Source organism: Erwinia typographi (assembly GCF_000773975.1).
In the GTDB taxonomy this organism is placed as follows: Bacteria; Pseudomonadota; Gammaproteobacteria; order Enterobacterales; family Enterobacteriaceae; genus Erwinia; species Erwinia typographi.
Genome location: NZ_JRUQ01000032.1, coordinates 19,236 through 36,729, shown reverse-complemented (window position 1 = coordinate 36,729; position 17,494 = coordinate 19,236). Strand labels below are relative to the sequence as shown.

Genomic DNA, 17,494 nt, shown 5'->3' with positions numbered 1-17,494 from the left:
GGAAATAATATGGATATTGAAGACATGGTGGCCCTTAGTGTAAAGCATAACGCGGGGGATCTGCACCTTTGCAGTGGTCATTCTCCGTTCTGGCGCCGCGGCGGCAGGCTGGAACCGATGGAGAAAATGCCGCCGATCGCCAGCGCAGAGCTGGAAGAGTGCATTCGCCGCTGGCTGACGGCGCAGCAGCAGAGGCAGTTCGGCACGGAAGGGCAGTTGGATTTTGCGCTGACGTTGCCAGACGCTACGCGTCTGCGCGCCAACCTTTTTCGTCAGCAGCAGGGACTTTCGCTGGCGCTGAGGATAATTGCCAGCAAAAGCCCCGAGATTGATGCGCTGCGCCTGCCTGCGGTTACCCGTGCGCTATTGCAGCTGGAAGATGGCCTGGTGCTGGTGACGGGCGCGACCGGCAGCGGCAAATCGACCACGCTGGCCGCTTTGATCGACGCGATCAATCAGCAGCAGGCGCGGCATATTCTGACGCTGGAGGACCCGATTGAATTTCTCCATCACAGCCAGCGATCGTTGATCCAACAGCGTGAGATTGGCACGCACTGCCGTTCGTTCAGCGATGGCCTGCGAAGCGCGCTGCGCGAGGACCCAGACGTGATCCTGCTGGGGGAACTGCGGGATAGCGACAGCATTCAGCTGGCGTTAACCGCCGCTGAAACCGGGCATCTGGTGCTGGCGACGCTGCATACCAGGGGCGCAGCGCAGGCGGTTGAGCGGCTGGTGGACGTCTTCCCCGGCGCGGAGAAAAACCTGATCCGTAGCCAGCTGGCAGGCAGCCTGCAGGCGGTAATCGCCCAGCGCCTTGAGCCGACGGCTGAACAGCAGAGGAGAGTTGCGCTTTTTGAAGTGCTGGTGAACACGCCAGCGGTGGCTAATTTGATCCGTGAAGGAAAAACCCATCAGTTGCCGGGGCTGCTGGAAACGGGCATTCAGGCAGGAATGCAGACGTTTGCTCAGAGCCGGGCCGAGAGGGTGCGGGCTGGGCTGCTCGCTTCAGCAGCGTTGGGGTAGCCGCTGGCTGGTGCTGGCAGCGGCGTGCCCTGTACAGGTCGCGCGTTCAGTATCCGCTGTTTTCAAACCAGCTTTCGAGAATGATGACGGCTGACAGGGAGTCAACGCTGCCTTTACTCAGGGCGCGAAATCCCCCGCGTTCGAACAGCTCCGCGCGGGCCTCAACGGTACTCAGACGCTCGTCGTGAAGATCAACCTGCACGCCAAAGCGGCCGTGGATGCGGTTAGCGAACTTGCGCGCTCTGGCGGTCAGCAACTGCTCGCTACCGTCCATGTTCAGCGGCAGGCCGACCACTACGCGATCCGGCTGCCACTCTTTCAGCAGCGCTTCTATTTTGCTCCAGTCCGGCGTGCCGTCCTGCGCTTTCAGCGCTGGCAGCGGCCTGGCGGTGCCGGTCAGCTGTTGCCCGATGGCAACGCCAATACTTTTTGTCCCAAAATCAAAAGATAACAGCGTCATGTGGCTCATCAGGCATGACCCGCATCGCTGGTGATATTGTGGATATCCACGCCAATGCTTTTCGCCGCCTCGCGCCAGCGTTCGGCTATCGGCGTTTTAAAGAGAATGTTGCTGTCGGCTGGCGTGGTGAGCCAGGCGTTTTCCAGCAGTTCACTTTCCAACTGGTCTTTCTCCCAGGCGCAGTAGCCCAGCGCGACCAGCACGTTTTTCGGTTGTTCCGGCGTGCCGAGAGTTTCCAGCACGTCACGGGACGTGGTGATCACCGTGTTGTCAGAAACGCGAATGCTGGAAGCGAACGTCTTCTGAGCCGAATGCAGAATAAATCCACGGTCTTCCGCCAGCGGGCCGCCCGAAAAGACCGGCTTGTCGAGCTTGACTTCCGGCTCGCGCGGGGTTGGCGAAATTTTTAGCTTCTGCAGAATGCCGTCAACGGTCAGGTTCTCCATCGGCTTGTTTACAATCAGTCCCATGGCTCCGTCATCGTTATGCTCGCAGATGTAAACCACCGAGCGCTTAAATAACGGGTCCTGTAGCGTGGGCATCGCAATCAAAAAATGATGCTGTAAATTCATATCAGGATTCTGTATTCGGGTTAACCGCCCGCGGCAGGCGCCGCGAGCGTAATTAACGGGTTAATAAGGGGGCCCGTTGACCCCATTCGTACCGTCAGGCCAGGCGCTTTTCAATGGCGTCCATCAGCATACCAGTAATCGAAATCGGGAATGCGGCCTCGATCTCACGGATACAGGTAGGGCTGGTGACGTTGATTTCCGTCAGCTTGTCGCCAATGATGTCCAGGCCGACAAAAATCAGCCCCTTAGCTTTCAGCGTTGGGCCTACGCGGCGCGCAATTTCCCAGTCGCTTTCGCTCAGAGGACGCGCCTCGCCCCGGCCGCCGGCCGCCAGGTTACCGCGAGTTTCGCCCGACTTAGGAATGCGGGCCAGGCAGTAGGGTACTGGCTCGCCGTCCACTACCAGCACGCGCTTGTCGCCTTCCTTGATGGCCGGCAGATAATTTTGCGCCATGCAGTAGAAGCTGCCGTGCTCAGTGAGGGTTTCAATAATTACCGACAGGTTAGGGTCTTCCTGCTTGATGCGGAAGATCGACGCGCCGCCCATGCCGTCCAGCGGTTTCAGGATGATATCGCCGTGCTGCTGCCAGAACTGACGAATCTGGCTGGCGTTACGCGTTACCAGCGTGTCCGGCGTCAGTTCGGCAAACCAGGCGGTGAACAGCTTCTCGTTACAGTCGCGCAGGCTCTGCGGTTTGTTGACGATCAGCGTGCCTTTCTCTTCGGCGCGTTCAAGGATGTAGGTAGCGTAGATAAATTCGGTGTCAAACGGCGGGTCTTTGCGCATCAGTACCGCGTTCAGCTCCGCCAGCGCGATATCCTGCTCGCTGCCAAATTCGAACCACTTGTCATAGTTCTGCTCAACGCTCAGGGTACGGGTGCGGGCGCGAGCTTCGCCGCCGCGCAGATAGAGATCGTTCATCTCCATATAATGAATTTCGTAGCCGCGGCGCTGTGCTTCCAGCAGCATGGCGAAGCTGCTGTCTTTTTTAATGTTGATGGAGGTAATCGGGTCCATCACAATGCCAAGCTTAATCATTTAGTCTGTCTCCAGTGAGCCTTTCGTTCGCCTGCCCAACTACCGTAAGCCTCCAGGCTTTCTGCCTGCGACGATACCGTTCAGGAAATTTTTTTGCTTAGCGTTAAAAGCGCTGTTAGCCCAGGTCGCCAAAGCGAACCTGAAGCGCAGTAATCGCCGTCAGGGCCGTCGTTTCGGTGCGTAGCACCCTTGGGCCTAACAGGATATCGGTAAAGCCGTAGCGCGCGGTCATGGCGATCTCTTCTGCGGTTAAGCCGCCTTCCGGCCCAATCAGCAGCCGCACGCGCTGCACGGGCAGCGGCAGCGTGTTGATGCTCTGGCTGGCTCGTGGGTGCAGGTTGAGTTTGAGGCCCGCGTCCTGCTCGGCGCTCCAGGCTTCCAGCGTCATGGCTTCACGCACCTGCGGCACGCTGTTTCTGCCGCACTGCTCGCAGGCGGCGATAACAATTTTCTGCCACTGCTGATGCTTTTTCGCCTGCCTTGCGGCATCCAGCTTTACGCCGCAGCGTTCAGAAAACAAGGGGGTGATCACATTTACCCCAAGTTCTACCGCTTTCTGAATGGTGAACTCCATCTTTTCGCCGCGGGACATCACCTGTCCCAGATGCAGATGAAGCGGGGATTCACGGCTCTCTTCGCGGCTCTCGCCAACGGAAACGCGCACGGTTTTTTTATCAGCCTGCACAATCCCGGCGGTAAAAGTCAGATTATTACCATCGAACAATTCCAGGGTTTGCCCAGCGGTCATTCGCAGCACGCGGCCTACGTGGTTGGCGGCGTCTTCGGACAGGGCGATGTCGCTGCCCGCGATAAGCGTTTCGGGATGAAAGATGCGGGGTATTCGCATGGAAATCCTGATCAAAAGTTAGCGGCCGGGCAACGGGCCCGGCCATAAGGCTGGCTCTAGTTTAGGTCAGTGATTTTACCGCTGGCAAGCTTGCTGTACATAAGGGTTGTGGTTGCCCTGTACGCGAGCGATGCGATCGTCCCGTTTGCACTCCCATGGGGTGACGGGATACTGCCGGTTCCAGACGGTCATCAGCTGCGTCTGCCGTTTAGACATGGCGATCTGATAGTGGTCGCGCATGTACAGCCAGGTGCGGGCAATGGCGCCGCGTGCGCGCGCTGGCGGCTCTGCGCGCTTATTTTTAAAGTCGACCTTCATCGCGCACTGACCATACTGATGCTCGCCGCCGTTCCACTGGCCGTACATAAAGTTACCGCGGTCGCCATTCACTTCACCAATCGCGGGCTGAAGGTTATGCAGGTCGGACTCGATACGCCGGTAAATAGCATCTTTGGCGCACTGCTTACGGCCGCCGTTTTGCCAGCAACGGCGCTGGTGCCCAAAAGTCCAGGCAGGCACCACATGTTCCCATTCGATGCGGTGGGCGCGGTTCGCATTCTTGCGCACCTTATAGCCGCAGGACGCCAGATTCGGCACGCCTTTTTTACCTTTCCAGTCGATCCGGCAACCGCAGTAAAAGGTGCCGGGCGCGTCGGCATTGATCTTCGTCGCGTACGCTTTGGCCTGGCTGAAGTTGTTCTGATGATAGTTGTCCAGGCTGAGACTGTGGGCGAAAAAGGTCGGCAAAAGCAGTGAGAGTGAAAAGCAGGAAAAGATTTTGCGAAGCATGTTCAGAATATTTGTCTTATAAACCAGGCTGCGAGCGTAACAGATTCGCCCGGTTTCGGGAAATCACCGTTGTGAAATCAGCGGGTTATTGATGTTTTTTTACGCTTCATGACGTTTTTTCGGATTGTTGGAACTGGCCGGGAGAGAGGCGCTCGCCGCAGTGGACGCAGCGATACTCACTTTCACCGCGCACCACGCGGTTGTGGCGACGAACGGTGAGCTGATGCTGCTGACAGCCGCAGCGGTAGGGGAAAGAGCGGCTGCGCACTGATTCTATCTCAAACTTATGGGTGCGCTGCGCCGGGACGTCGAGAATGCTTTCCATCATCCATTTCCACTCTTTGCCGTGCGGGGCCACGCGGCCAAAGTGTTTCCACACCAAAAGGTGCGCCAGCTCATGCGGGACGACTTCATCAACAAAGGCCTGCTGATTTTCCAGCAGCAGCACCGGATTGAGGCGGATTTCCCAGTGCTGAAGCCATGCGGTGCCCGCCGCCGTGCCGCGCTGCTGGTAGACCAGCTTCGGTTCGGGATAGCTACGCTCAAGACGCTGGTTTGCCAGCCGCAATTTTTCACGCAGCGAGCGCATAACCGCCTGTTGCAGGGCGATGGGAAGTCTGAGGGATTTCATAGGGCAGAGGATACGATCTGGCAGGAGGGAATTCAATCAGGCTGGCCGGGTTTCCCCGGCCAGTCCGTTTTAGTCACGCTGTCCGATATCGCGCAGCTTTTTGCCGCTCAACAGGTTGCGTTCAATGTGTTCCAGCGAAACGTTTTTGGTTTCCGGGATCAGCCAGATAGTCAGGATGATAAACAGCACGTTCAGACCGGCGTAGACCCAGAAGGTGTTCGCGTTGCCCAACGTGTTGAGCATGGTCAGGAAGGTTGCGCCGACAATCATATTGGCAATCCAGTTGGTGGCGGTGGAAACGGTGATACCGAAATCGCGGCCTTTCAGCGGCTGGATCTCAGAACACAGAACCCAGATCAGCGGACCGGCGCTCATCGCAAAGCCAACAATAAACATCAGCAGCATGGCGATGGCAAAGTACTGCGCGCCCGGCGAGTGAATGCCAACGTGCAGCATTGTGCCCAGTACGCCCATGCCCACCGCCATCACCAGGAAGCCCAGCTTGAGGGTTGGCTTACGGCCCCAGCGGTCAACCAGACCAATAGCAATAAAGGTGGCGAGGACGTTGATCAGACCAACGATAACCGTGCCCCACATCTGCTCGGTGGTGTTGGTAAAGCCAGCAATTTCAAAAATCTTCGGTGCGTAATACATGATGACGTTCATGCCGGTGAACTGCTGCATCACCTGCAAAAGCACGCCCAGGTAAACCGCACGGCGGAAGTTGCCGTTGTCTTTGAACAAGCTCCAGCCGGACTGCTTGATCTTCAGGCTTTCGCGGATTTCATCCAGCTCTTTCTTCGCCTGCTCGCTGGTATCGCGCAGACGATCCAGCACGCGCTGCGCGGTGCGGAAGTCGCCCTTCGCCGCCAGCCAGCGCGGGCTGTTCGGCAGGAAGAACACGCCAACCAGCAGCAGAACCGCAGGAATGGTGATCACGCCCAGCATCCAGCGCCATTCGCCGGAGTAGCTGAACGCGGTATCGGAGAGATAGGCGCCCAGAATACCGATGGTGATCATCAGCTGGTAAAGGGAAATCATACTGCCGCGAATTTTCTCAGGCGCGATCTCAGAGAGGTAAAGCGGCGCGGTATAGGAAGCCACGCCGACCGCCAGACCCAACAGAACGCGGGCGAAGATCAGCATTTCCGGGTTGGATGACATCGCTGACCACAGCGAGCCAATCACAAACAGCACGGCACCAATCATCAGGCTTTTTTTACGGCCAAGGCGGGATGACATCCAGCCGCTGCCTATTGCGCCTACAGCGGCGCCAAACATCATTGAGCTGACGATCCATTCCTGCTGGTGTGCCGTTACGTTGAAGTCTTTCGCGATGAAGGGCAGGGCGCCGGCAATGACGCCGATATCCAGACCAAACAGCAGACCGGCCAGTGCGGCGAGGAAACACACGAAAAAGGTCATCGCCTTGTTCGATGTTCTGCTCTGTTTCTTATTATCAGGCATAACGCCTCCATTAAAGTGGTACTGCTTATTGTTGTTATAAATGTTAGAAAACCTTTGCCCGCAAGACTGTGCTGAAGATCACATTGGTGTAATCGCTTACACTATTGATCGTTCCTGAAAGCAGCATTTTCACGCGCGCTTACGCTTTTTAACCAGATAGTCATAGTCATAAACAGTTTCACTCAGTTGTAAAACAACCGGCTATCAGACAGCGCTGAAAATAGCGCATTTTGCTACAGTCTGTTAAGAGTGTTAATTCTTAATTGTCGGATATACAGGATATTTCCTGGTGTAACCGTTAACAAAATAGCTGACTGAAGTTTGGCAAAGTGTAGTCAACAGCCGGGTATCCGCCAGCGTCAGACAGCAAAAAGGGCACCCGTTGGGTGCCCTCAGACCAGCAAGCTTACGCTTACTTAAGGCCAGCGGCCTCGCGCAGCTGTTCGGCTTTATCGGTTTTTTCCCACGGGAAATGCTCACGACCAAAGTGGCCGTATGCCGCCGTTTGGCGATACATCGGGTGCAGCAGATCCAGCATCTGGATCAGGCCGTATGGACGCAGGTCGAAGAACTCACGCACCAGCAGAGTCAACTGCTCAGTTGCCACCTTCTCAGTACCGAAAGTTTCCACCATGATTGAGGTCGGCTCAGCCACGCCGATGGCGTAGGAAACCTGGATCTCACAGCGGTCGGCCAGGCCGGCAGCCACGATGTTTTTTGCCACATAGCGCGCCGCGTAGGCCGCAGAGCGGTCAACTTTAGAAGGATCTTTACCGGAGAAAGCGCCGCCGCCGTGACGAGCCATACCGCCGTAGGTATCGACGATGATTTTACGGCCGGTCAGACCACAGTCGCCCATTGGGCCGCCGATGACAAAGCGTCCGGTTGGGTTAATGTGGTATTTAGTCCCGGCGTTAATCCACTCGGCAGGCAGCACTGGCTTGATGATCTCTTCCATCACCGCTTCCTGCAAATCTTTCAGCGAGATCTCTTCGGCATGTTGTGTAGACAGCACTACCGCATCAATACCAACGATTTTTCCATCGTCATACTGGAAGGTGATCTGGCTTTTCGCATCCGGGCGCAGCCACGGCAGGGTGCCATTTTTACGCACTTCAGACTGCTTCTGCACCAGGCGGTGCGCATAGGTCACCGGCGCAGGCATCAGCACGTCCGTTTCGTTGGTGGCATAGCCAAACATCAGGCCCTGGTCGCCAGCGCCCTGCTCCAGCGGATCGGCACGGTCAACGCCCTGATTGATATCGGGAGACTGTTTGCCAATGGCATTGAGGACGGCACAGGAATTGGCATCAAAGCCCATATCGGAATGGACATAACCGATTTCACGCACGGTATTACGGGTGATTTCTTCGATATCAACCCAGGCGGTGGTGGTGATTTCGCCACCAACCAGAACCATGCCGGTTTTTACATAAGTTTCGCAGGCCACGCGGGCCTTCGGATCCTGCTCAAGGATTGCATCGAGCACGGCATCAGAGATCTGGTCAGCGATTTTATCAGGATGTCCTTCTGAGACGGACTCGGAAGTGAAAAGGTGTTTAGCCATTTATTCTTTACCTTACTGAATACGGGTTAATATCAACTGCATAGCGCTAAAGACTGGTTGCCGGTAATTCACTGGCTCAGCTTTCCAGCGCCCCCCTCAGGCAAAGCCATGAGCAGTACATACAAATGAAGACGCTTAGAAGTTAACCAGTATAGACGGATTAACATCTGGACGGCTATTTTAGGTTACTCAATAAACGAATTGCCAGCCTTTTTTCGTTAAAGCATTTTTCAGCTGAGATGAAAAGTGGAACATTTTTATGACAGCCTGGCCATTCCGCACATTAAGTTTTTGCAATTTGAGCGTTCTGGCTGTATAAAACGCCGCGGCGTTGTCACCTGAGCCTTCTGCATCCCTTTCTTGTGCGCTTTCGCGAGGTTATGGCGCTTCCCGTCATCATTTCGCCACCTGCGCAGGCTACACTTCCGCACTCGCTTTAATCCGGCGCTCTCAGCTTTTACTGAGGGATTTTTGCTATTGGTTGTCCGACTCGTTTCCCGGAGTCCCGTGTGATTAATGTTATACTTCAGAGACCGATTGGTGCGACTCTTCAGCGTTTTATGCTGAATTTACCGGTAGTCGATGGCTTGTTGTCGCGGGTTATCCCTGCGATAGTAGTTAACTGTTCCGCATCATTGAAATTTGAGGCTCGCAATGTCTGACGACATGAAAGCAATGAAGGGTTCGTCAGCAGGCGAACAGGGTGGACTCCGCTCAATGCAGGAGGTGGCCATGAGCGATCAAGATGCCAGCAAGATGCTGCGCACCTACAATATTGCCTGGTGGGGCAATAACTACTACGACGTCAATGAGTTGGGTCATATCAGCGTTTGCCCCGATCCCGACGTGCCTGAAGCCCGTGTCGATCTGGCGAAGCTGGTTAAAGAGCGCGAGGCGGAAGGCCAGCGTCTTCCTGCACTGTTCTGTTTCCCTCAAATCCTACAGCACCGGCTGCGCTCGATTAATGGCGCGTTCAAGCGCGCGCGGGAATCTTACGGCTATCGCGGCGACTATTTCCTCGTTTATCCGATCAAGGTTAACCAGCACAAGCGCGTCATCGAATCCCTGATTAATTCTGGCGAACCGCTGGGACTGGAAGCCGGCTCGAAAGCTGAGCTGATGGCCGTGCTGGCTCACGCCGGTATGACCCGCTCGGTGATTGTCTGTAACGGCTATAAAGACCGTGAATACATTCGCCTGGCGCTGATCGGCGAAAAGATGGGCCACAAAGTCTATCTGGTGCTGGAAAAAATGACCGAAGTGAAGCTGGTGCTGGAAGAGGCCGAGCGTCTGAACGTGGTGCCTCGTCTCGGCATTCGCGCCCGTCTGGCTTCTCAGGGCTCGGGCAAATGGCAGTCCAGCGGAGGCGAAAAATCAAAATTTGGTTTGTCGGCTACTCAGGTACTGAAGCTGGTGGACATTATGCGCGAAGCGGGCCGGATGGAGAGCCTGCAACTGTTGCATTTCCATCTCGGTTCGCAGATGGCGAACATTCGTGATATCGCTACCGGCGTGCGCGAATCCGCTCGCTTCTACGTTGAGCTGGCTAAGCTGGGCGTCAACATTCAGTGCTTCGACGTCGGCGGCGGTCTGGGCGTCGACTATGAAGGAACGCGCTCGCAGTCCGACTGCTCAGTAAACTACGGCCTGAATGAGTATGCCAACAACGTGATCTGGGCTATTGGCGACGCTTGTGAAGAGCACAACCTGCCGCACCCTACGGTAATCACCGAGTCGGGCCGTGCCGTGACCGCGCACCACACCGTGCTGGTCTCCAACATTATTGGCGTGGAGCGCAACGAGTTCAGCGAGCCACAGCCGCCGTCTGCGGAATCACCCCGCCCGATCGTCAGCATGTGGGATACCTGGCAGGAGATGCACGAGCCGAATAACCGCCGCTCGCTGCGTGAATGGCTGCATGACAGCCAGATGGACCTGTTTGATATCCACACCGGCTATTCGCAGGGCACCTACGATTTGACGCAGCGCGCCTGGGCCGAGCAGCTTTATCTGAGCATCTGCCACTATATTCAGCAGCATCTGGATCCAAGCAACCGCGCGCACCGTCCGATCATCGACGAGCTGCAAGAGCGCATGGCGGATAAAATCTACGTCAACTTCTCGCTGTTCCAGTCGATGCCGGATGCCTGGGGCATCGATCAGCTGTTCCCGGTTCTGCCGCTGGAAGGCCTGAACAAGTCGCCGGAGCGTCGGGCCGTGCTGCTGGACATCACCTGTGATTCCGACGGCACCATTGATCACTATGTTGACGGCGACGGCATTGCCACCACTATGCCGATGCCGCAGTACGACGTGGATAATCCGCCGATGCTGGGTTTCTTTATGGTCGGGGCTTACCAGGAGATCCTGGGCAATATGCACAACCTGTTCGGCGATACCGAAGCGGTTGACGTGTTTGCTTATGCCGATGGCCGGGTTGACGTGCAGCTGTCCGACGAAGGAGATACCGTTGCGGATATGCTCGAGTACGTTCAGTTGGACCCGCAGGAGCTGCTGACCCACTTCCGTAACCAGATCAAAGAGAGCGATCTGGATGAGGAACTACGGGCACAGTTCATGGCCGAGTTCGAGTCTGGCCTGTATGGCTACACTTATCTGGAAGACGAATAATCTTCCCGGAGTGGGAGCGGATGTCGCGCTGAAGGTAGCTACGGTTATCTGCTCCTTTAACGACGTAGCGGCCCTGAAAATCAGGCCGCATATCAGCGAGAAAAGGAGTAAGGCATGAGTCTGTTTGATGGAATATTGCGTGATGTACTGGGTGGTGATGCGCAGAATGGCGCGGGCAGCGGCTCCGGCATTCAGCTCCAGGCTATCCTGCAATGGGTGGAAGAACAGGGCGGGTTCGCTGTGCTGCTGGAGAAATTTCAGCAGGGCGGCCTCGGCGGCATTCTCAACTCGTGGATAGGCACCGGCGGCAATGAGGCGATTGGCAGCAGTGAAGTGCAGTCCGCATTCGGAACCGACGCGCTGCAATCGCTGGCCGATAAGCTGGGAACTGACGTCAACGGCGCCTCTTCCGCGCTGGCGCAGTACCTGCCCGGCGTAGTGGATAAAGCCTCGCCAGCCGGAGAGATTGACACTCAGAGCGTCAGCTCTCTGCTGGGCAACGTTTTCGGTAAGTCCTGATTGCGGTTGTTACTGGCTACCTGCTGGCGGTAGCGAAAAATTTCATCCTGTCGTTTGGTACGGCAGACTGAAAAATAAAAGACTCAAATCCCTTCCTCGTCGGGTTTAACGACGCGGCGGGGATTTTTTTCATCTCGGTTTGAGCAACAGCTGGCCCGGTCCGGCTTCACCGTTAAAGAGGATTTGGTATGAATAACACCCTGGGCAACCAGTATGACAACTCACTGGTATCAAACGCCTTTGGTTTTATGCGTTTTCCGGTTAATTTCCAGCCCTACGACTGCGATGCGGAGTGGGTGATCACCGGTGTTCCTTTTGATGCGGCCACTTCTGGTCGCCCCGGCAGCCGCCTGGGGCCGGGCGCGATCCGCCAGATTTCTACTCACCTGGCATGGGAAGGCTGCCGCTGGCCGTGGACCTTCGATCTGCGCCAGCGTCTGAAGGTGATTGACTGTGGCGATCTGGTTTACGCCTTTGGCGACTCGCAGGATCTGACCGATAAGCTGCAGGCTCATGCAGAAAAATTGCTGGCTAACGGCAAGCGCATGCTGACCTTTGGCGGCGACCACTACGTCACGCTGCCGCTGCTGCGCGCCCACGCGAAGTACTTCGGCAAGATGGCGCTGGTGCATTTCGATGCCCACACCGACACCTACTCCAACGGCCCGACTTTCGACCACGGCACGATGTTCCACCACGCGCCGAAGGAAGGGCTAATCGATCCGGCCCACTCGGTACAGATTGGTATTCGTACCGAATTTGACGCCTCTCTCGGCTTCAACGTGCTGGACGCGGCTCAGGTAAACGATCGCAGCGTTGACGATATTATCGCGCAGGTAAAACAGATCGTTGGCGATCTGCCGGTCTACCTGACATTTGATATCGACTGCCTCGACCCTGCTCACGCGCCGGGAACCGGTACGCCGGTGATCGGCGGGCTGACCACCGATAAGGCCACCAAGCTGGTGCGGGCGCTTCAGGGGCTGAATATCGTCGGGATGGATCTGGTTGAGGTGGCGCCAGGCTACGATCAGTCCGATCTGACCTCGCTGGCGGCGGCGACGCTGGCGCTGGATATGCTGCACGTTCAGGCGGTAAACAAAGGCGAGTAGCGTCACGGCGCCCCGTGGATCGGGGCGCTCCAGACAACCTGCGTGGCGTTAAAAAGGGGCGTTATAGCCTTGCCAAACCTGACCGTGTAGTGGCTATACAGTGAAAGTGCAAGTTTTGCCCGGCTATTTTGCACTTTTCGCCATGTACAGATGCCCCGTTTTTCATGTACATTGAGGGTCGACTTTTACAACTTTGCCTGATAACTCATTGATTAAAATAGGTTAAGGACGGCGAAGCGTTTAATCCGACCTGGAGTAGAACATGTCTTCTCGTAAAGAGCTTGCTAACGCCATTCGCGCATTGAGTATGGATGCGGTACAAAAAGCCAAATCTGGCCACCCTGGCGCCCCAATGGGGATGGCGGATATCGCCGAAGTCCTCTGGCGCGACTTCCTGAACCATAACCCGACTAACCCGCTGTGGGCCGACCGCGATCGTTTCGTGCTGTCTAACGGCCACGGCTCAATGCTGATTTACAGCCTGCTGCACCTCAGCGGCTACGATCTGCCGATTGCGGAACTGGCTAACTTCCGCCAGCTGCACTCTAAAACTCCAGGTCACCCCGAATACGGCTACACCGCCGGTGTTGAAACCACCACTGGCCCGCTGGGGCAGGGCATTGCTAATGCCGTCGGTATGGCGATCGCTGAGCGCACCCTGGCGGCCCAGTTTAACCGTCCCGGCCACGATGTCGTAGACCACAATACCTATGTGTTTATGGGCGATGGCTGCATGATGGAAGGCATCTCCCACGAGGTGTGCTCGCTGGCGGGCACGCTGAAGCTGGGCAAACTGGTTGCCTTCTATGATGACAACGGCATCTCTATCGACGGCCACATTGAGGGCTGGTTCACTGACGATACCGCTAAACGTTTCGAGTCTTACGGCTGGCATGTGGTGCGCGGCGTTGACGGTCACGATGCAGAAGCGATTAAGAAAGCGGTTGAACAGGCCAAAGCGGTCAGCGACAAACCTTCTCTGCTGATGTGTAAGACCGTGATCGGCTTTGGTTCACCGAACAAAGCCGGCACGCACGATTCGCACGGCGCGCCGCTGGGCGAGGACGAAGTGGCGCTGACCCGCAAGCAGCTGGGCTGGAACCACGCGCCGTTCGAAATCCCGCAGGACATCTACGCGCAGTGGGATGCGAAAGAAGCGGGCCAGGCGAAAGAAACGGCCTGGAACGAGAAATTCGCGGCCTATGCTAAGGCTCATCCTGAGCTGGCGGCAGAATTCAAGCGCCGCGTGGCGAACGAACTGCCGGCTAACTGGCAGGCGGAGTCGCAGAAGTATATCGAACAGTTGCAGGCTAATCCGGCGAAAATCGCCAGCCGTAAAGCCTCTCAGAACAGCCTGGAAGCCTTCGGTAAACTGCTGCCAGAGTACCTGGGCGGATCCGCTGACCTGGCGCCAAGCAACCTGACTATGTGGTCTGGTTCTAAGCCAATCAACGAAGACGCGGCCGGTAACTACATTCATTACGGCGTGCGCGAGTTCGGCATGACCGCTATCGCCAACGGCATCACGCTGCACGGCGGCTTCCTGCCGTATACCGCGACCTTCCTGATGTTTGTCGAATATGCGCGCAACGCTGCCCGCATGGCTGCGCTGATGAAAATCCGCCAGGTGATGGTCTACACCCACGACTCAATTGGTCTGGGCGAAGATGGCCCAACGCATCAGCCGGTTGAGCAGATGGCCAGCCTGCGCGTGACGCCAAACATGAGCCTGTGGCGTCCTTGCGACCAGGTCGAATCTGCGGTGGCCTGGAAATACGCCATCGAGCGTGCCGACGGTCCAACCGCGCTGATCTTCTCACGCCAGAACCTGGCGCAGCAGGAGCGTAGCGCCGCGCAGCTGGCTAACGTAGCTCGCGGGGGATACGTGCTGAAAGATTGCGACGGTCAGCCGGAAGTGATCCTGATCGCCACTGGTTCAGAAGTTGAACTGGCCGTCGGCGCGTATGACAAGCTTACCGCAGAAGGCCGCAAGGCTCGCGTGGTGTCGATGCCGTCTACCGATGCTTTTGACAAGCAGGATGCGGCTTACCGTGAAGCGGTACTGCCGAAAGCGGTTAGCGCGCGCGTAGCTATCGAAGCCGGTATTGCCGATTACTGGTTCAAGTATACCGGCCTGAACGGTGCCATCATCGGCATGACCACCTTTGGTGAGTCTGCGCCTGCCGAGCAGCTGTTTGAAACGTTTGGCTTCACCGTGGATAACGTGGTCGCTAAAGCGAAAGAACTGCTGTAATGCCAGCGGGGCGGAATTCCTTTCCGCCCCGCTGTTTTATACCGCTGCGATCCCTCGTCGGTATTTTCTAAAACTGTGACATAGATCGAAAGATTGTCGCTGCAATTGATCCTCGTCATTCCCATTATTCCTGAGTTCAATTATTCTCGCTGAACCGTTTCAGTTTGCATAAGCACTGACGAAAAACGGGCTTAGTACAGTTTCCTTGATGCAAGAATTCCCTGTACAAATACGAACGTCTGGCTCAGGCTAACGCTCCAGTTTTACACCGAATTCGGATGCAGGAGTGATATGACGGTTCGCATTGCCATAAATGGTTTTGGTCGCATCGGGCGCAACGTACTGCGCGCTCTTTATGAAACCGGACGTCGTGCTGAGGTAACCGTGGTAGCCATCAATGAGCTGGCGGACGCGGCGGGAATAGCGCATCTACTGAAGTACGATACCAGCCACGGGCGCTTCGCCTGGGATGTCCGCCAGGAGCGGGATCTGCTGTGGGTCGGTGAAGATACGATCCGCCTGCTGCATTGTGCGGCAATCGACGATCTTCCCTGGCGGGAGCTGAACGTCGATGTAGTGCTGGATTGTACCGGCGTATACGGTAGCCGCGCCGATGGCGAGGCTCATCTGGCGGCCGGCGCGAAGAAAGTGCTTTTTTCTCACCCAGGCGGTCACGATCTGGATGCCACCGTGGTTTACGGGGTAAACGAGAAAGCGTTACAGCCTGACCATCTGATCGTCTCCAATGCCTCCTGCACCACCAACTGTATTATTCCCGTGATTAAACTGCTGGATGATGCCTATGGCATCGAGTCGGGCACGGTAACCACTATTCACTCTGCCATGCACGATCAGCAGGTGATTGACGCTTATCATCCCGACCTGCGACGTACCCGCGCGGCCAGTCAGTCGATCATTCCGGTGGATACTCGTCTTGCCGCGGGCATTACGCGCATTTTTCCTAAATTTAATGACCGTTTTGAAGCGATAGCCGTGCGTGTGCCGACGATTAACGTGACGGCGATTGATTTGAGCGTCAGCGTGGGGCAGGCGGTGCAGGCGTGCGAGGTCAATGCCCTGTTGCGAAACGCGTCAGAAGGGGCATTTAGTGGTATAGTTGACTATACGGAATTACCGTTAGTCTCCATAGATTTTAACCACGATCCGCACAGTGCCATTGTGGACGGCACGCAGACGCGGGTCAGCGGTCAGCACCTGATCAAAACGCTGGTCTGGTGCGACAACGAATGGGGCTTTGCTAACCGAATGATTGATACGACGTTAGCGATGGCCGCAAGCGGTTTCAGGTAGGGCGCGGTTTGCGCCTGTCAAAACTTAGAGAATCAACGAGAGGATTCACCATGTCTGTAATTAAGATGACCGATCTGGATCTTGCTGGCAAACGCGTACTTATTCGCTCCGATCTGAACGTGCCGGTAAAAGAAGGGAAAGTGACGTCTGATGCACGTATCCGTGCTTCATTGCCGACCATCGAAGCGGCGTTGAAGCAGGGCGCAAAAGTGATGGTAACCTCCCACCTTGGCCGTCCAACCGAAGGTGAATACAGTGAAGAGGCTTCTCTTCTGCCGGTGGTTAACTATCTGAAAGACAAACTCTCTTGCCCTGTTCGCCTGGCGAAAGACTACCTTGACGGCGTTGACGTTGCCGCCGGTGAGCTGGTGGTGCTGGAAAACGTTCGCTTTAACAAAGGCGAAAAGAAAGACGACGAGGCGCTCTCTAAAAAATACGCCGCGCTGTGCGACATCTACGTGATGGACGCTTTTGGCACGGCTCACCGTGCTCAGGCTTCTACCCATGGCGTGGGTAAATTCGCTCCGGTAGCCTGTGCTGGTCCGCTGCTGGCCAACGAACTGGACGCACTGGGTAAAGCGCTGAAAACGCCAGCTCGCCCAATGGTTGCCGTGGTTGGCGGTTCTAAAGTTTCCACTAAGTTCGACGTGCTGAACTCGCTGGTGAAAATTGCCGACACCGTTATCGTTGGCGGCGGCATCGCCAACACCTTTGTGGCTATCGATAACAAAGTAGGCAAGTCACTGTATGAACCGGATTTTGTTGAAGCCGCGAAGAAATTGCGCGACGAATTCAAAATCCCGGTGCCAACCGATTCTCGCGTAGGCACGGAATTCTCTGAAACTGCGCCAGCTACCCTGAAGAAAGTGAGCGAAGTGGGTGATGATGAAGAGATCATGGACTTCGGTGACGAAACCGCGCTGGCAATGGCTAAGTTATTGAAAGAAGCCAAAACTATCCTGTGGAACGGTCCGGTTGGCGTATTCGAATTCCCGAACTTCCGTAAAGGCACGGAAATCGTTGCGAAGGCGATTGCAGACAGCGACGCATTCTCTATCGCCGGCGGCGGTGATACGCTGGCGGCCATCGATCTGTTCGGTATTGAAGATAAAATTTCCTATATCTCTACCGGCGGCGGCGCTTTCCTCGAGTTTGTGGAAGGCAAAACGCTGCCAGCCGTTGCCATGCTTGAAGAGCGTGCGAAACAGTAATCTCTGGGCGGGAGCGCGTCTCCCGTCGGACTGATTTACCCGGTAACGGGTTCCGAATCTC

16 protein-coding genes are annotated in these 17,494 nt (G+C 56.2%); 8 read left to right on the top strand and 8 right to left on the bottom strand.

Annotation, left to right across the window (positions count from 1 at the left end; translation table 11 throughout):
* The first annotated feature begins 9 nt into the window (after positions 1-9).
* Entirely contained in the window at positions 10-1,023 is a 1,014-nt protein-coding gene (locus NG99_RS11040) for a type IV pilus twitching motility protein PilT (RefSeq protein ID WP_034892245.1), read from the top strand.
* 46 nt (positions 1,024-1,069) lie between these two features.
* Here the strand turns inward: NG99_RS11040 and ruvX are convergent, their stop codons facing one another.
* From ruvX to metK, 8 genes are all read right to left on the bottom strand, one after another.
* Positions 1,070-1,492: a Holliday junction resolvase RuvX gene (gene ruvX / locus NG99_RS11035; protein ID WP_198138761.1), complete on the bottom strand. Its 423-nt coding sequence runs from the start codon at positions 1,490-1,492 to the stop codon at positions 1,070-1,072.
* Complete coding sequence (locus NG99_RS11030) at positions 1,492-2,055, bottom strand: YqgE/AlgH family protein (RefSeq protein WP_034892240.1); 564 nt, start codon at positions 2,053-2,055, stop codon at positions 1,492-1,494. Before NG99_RS11030 ends, ruvX begins: the two co-directional genes overlap by 1 nt.
* A gap of 94 nt (positions 2,056-2,149) precedes the next feature.
* Positions 2,150-3,094 carry a glutathione synthase gene (gene gshB, locus NG99_RS11025; RefSeq protein ID WP_034892236.1) on the bottom strand — a complete coding sequence of 315 codons (945 nt, stop codon included), beginning with the start codon at positions 3,092-3,094 and terminating at the stop codon, positions 2,150-2,152.
* A gap of 115 nt (positions 3,095-3,209) precedes the next feature.
* Entirely contained in the window at positions 3,210-3,941 is a 732-nt protein-coding gene (gene rsmE / locus NG99_RS11020) for a 16S rRNA (uracil(1498)-N(3))-methyltransferase (RefSeq protein WP_034892233.1), read from the bottom strand.
* Between the two features lie 75 nt (positions 3,942-4,016).
* Positions 4,017-4,730, bottom strand: coding sequence for a deoxyribonuclease I (gene endA / locus NG99_RS11015; RefSeq protein ID WP_034892229.1), 714 nt, complete (start codon positions 4,728-4,730; stop codon positions 4,017-4,019).
* 106 nt (positions 4,731-4,836) lie between these two features.
* Complete coding sequence (locus NG99_RS11010) at positions 4,837-5,361, bottom strand: SprT family zinc-dependent metalloprotease (protein WP_034892226.1); 525 nt, start codon at positions 5,359-5,361, stop codon at positions 4,837-4,839.
* Positions 5,362-5,430: 69 nt separating this feature from the next.
* Positions 5,431-6,828, bottom strand: coding sequence for a sugar porter family MFS transporter (locus tag NG99_RS11005; RefSeq protein WP_034892223.1), 1,398 nt, complete (start codon positions 6,826-6,828; stop codon positions 5,431-5,433).
* Between the two features lie 412 nt (positions 6,829-7,240).
* On the bottom strand, positions 7,241-8,395 hold the full coding sequence (metK, locus tag NG99_RS11000; protein ID WP_034892219.1) for a methionine adenosyltransferase: 1,155 nt from the start codon (positions 8,393-8,395) through the stop codon (positions 7,241-7,243).
* A 560-nt stretch (positions 8,396-8,955) separates the two neighbouring features.
* Between metK and NG99_RS30350 the strand changes: the two genes are divergently transcribed.
* The 7 genes from NG99_RS30350 (at position 8,956) to pgk (ending at position 17,433) form a co-directional block, all read left to right on the top strand.
* Positions 8,956-9,057 carry a virulence promoting factor gene (locus tag NG99_RS30350; RefSeq protein ID WP_408606401.1) on the top strand — a complete coding sequence of 34 codons (102 nt, stop codon included), beginning with the start codon at positions 8,956-8,958 and terminating at the stop codon, positions 9,055-9,057.
* Complete coding sequence (speA, locus tag NG99_RS10995) at positions 9,050-11,026, top strand: biosynthetic arginine decarboxylase (RefSeq protein WP_034892216.1); 1,977 nt, start codon at positions 9,050-9,052, stop codon at positions 11,024-11,026. The genes NG99_RS30350 and speA overlap by 8 nt, the downstream gene beginning before the upstream one ends.
* A gap of 114 nt (positions 11,027-11,140) precedes the next feature.
* The gene (locus NG99_RS10990) at positions 11,141-11,545 is read left to right on the top strand and encodes a YidB family protein (RefSeq protein ID WP_034892214.1); all 405 of its coding nucleotides are present in this window, start codon (positions 11,141-11,143) and stop codon (positions 11,543-11,545) included.
* 188 nt (positions 11,546-11,733) lie between these two features.
* Positions 11,734-12,657, top strand: a complete 924-nt coding sequence (speB, locus tag NG99_RS10985; RefSeq protein ID WP_034892211.1) for an agmatinase — start codon at positions 11,734-11,736, stop codon at positions 12,655-12,657.
* A 262-nt stretch (positions 12,658-12,919) separates the two neighbouring features.
* On the top strand, positions 12,920-14,911 hold the full coding sequence (gene tkt / locus NG99_RS10980) for a transketolase (protein WP_034892208.1): 1,992 nt from the start codon (positions 12,920-12,922) through the stop codon (positions 14,909-14,911).
* 291 nt (positions 14,912-15,202) lie between these two features.
* The gene (gene epd / locus NG99_RS10975; RefSeq protein WP_034892205.1) at positions 15,203-16,222 is read left to right on the top strand and encodes an erythrose-4-phosphate dehydrogenase; all 1,020 of its coding nucleotides are present in this window, start codon (positions 15,203-15,205) and stop codon (positions 16,220-16,222) included.
* Positions 16,223-16,272: 50 nt separating this feature from the next.
* Positions 16,273-17,433, top strand: a complete 1,161-nt coding sequence (pgk, locus tag NG99_RS10970) for a phosphoglycerate kinase (protein ID WP_034892203.1) — start codon at positions 16,273-16,275, stop codon at positions 17,431-17,433.
* Positions 17,434-17,494: the final 61 nt, after the last annotated feature.

Excerpts from the sequence above, each read along its gene's own strand:
- NG99_RS11040 (WP_034892245.1), top strand. The coding sequence starts at position 10 with ATGGATATTGAAGACATGGTGGCCCTTAGTGTAAAGCATAACGCGGGG.
- ruvX (WP_198138761.1), bottom strand. The coding sequence starts at position 1,492 with ATGAGCCACATGACGCTGTTATCTTTTGATTTTGGGACAAAAAGTATT.
- NG99_RS11030 (WP_034892240.1), bottom strand. The coding sequence starts at position 2,055 with ATGAATTTACAGCATCATTTTTTGATTGCGATGCCCACGCTACAGGAC.
- gshB (WP_034892236.1), bottom strand. The coding sequence starts at position 3,094 with ATGATTAAGCTTGGCATTGTGATGGACCCGATTACCTCCATCAACATT.
- rsmE (WP_034892233.1), bottom strand. The coding sequence starts at position 3,941 with ATGCGAATACCCCGCATCTTTCATCCCGAAACGCTTATCGCGGGCAGC.
- endA (WP_034892229.1), bottom strand. The coding sequence starts at position 4,730 with ATGCTTCGCAAAATCTTTTCCTGCTTTTCACTCTCACTGCTTTTGCCG.
- NG99_RS11010 (WP_034892226.1), bottom strand. The coding sequence starts at position 5,361 with ATGAAATCCCTCAGACTTCCCATCGCCCTGCAACAGGCGGTTATGCGC.
- NG99_RS11005 (WP_034892223.1), bottom strand. The coding sequence starts at position 6,828 with ATGCCTGATAATAAGAAACAGAGCAGAACATCGAACAAGGCGATGACC.
- metK (WP_034892219.1), bottom strand. The coding sequence starts at position 8,395 with ATGGCTAAACACCTTTTCACTTCCGAGTCCGTCTCAGAAGGACATCCT.
- NG99_RS30350 (WP_408606401.1), top strand. The coding sequence starts at position 8,956 with ATGCTGAATTTACCGGTAGTCGATGGCTTGTTGTCGCGGGTTATCCCT.
- speA (WP_034892216.1), top strand. The coding sequence starts at position 9,050 with ATGTCTGACGACATGAAAGCAATGAAGGGTTCGTCAGCAGGCGAACAG.
- NG99_RS10990 (WP_034892214.1), top strand. The coding sequence starts at position 11,141 with ATGAGTCTGTTTGATGGAATATTGCGTGATGTACTGGGTGGTGATGCG.
- speB (WP_034892211.1), top strand. The coding sequence starts at position 11,734 with ATGAATAACACCCTGGGCAACCAGTATGACAACTCACTGGTATCAAAC.
- tkt (WP_034892208.1), top strand. The coding sequence starts at position 12,920 with ATGTCTTCTCGTAAAGAGCTTGCTAACGCCATTCGCGCATTGAGTATG.
- epd (WP_034892205.1), top strand. The coding sequence starts at position 15,203 with ATGACGGTTCGCATTGCCATAAATGGTTTTGGTCGCATCGGGCGCAAC.
- pgk (WP_034892203.1), top strand. The coding sequence starts at position 16,273 with ATGTCTGTAATTAAGATGACCGATCTGGATCTTGCTGGCAAACGCGTA.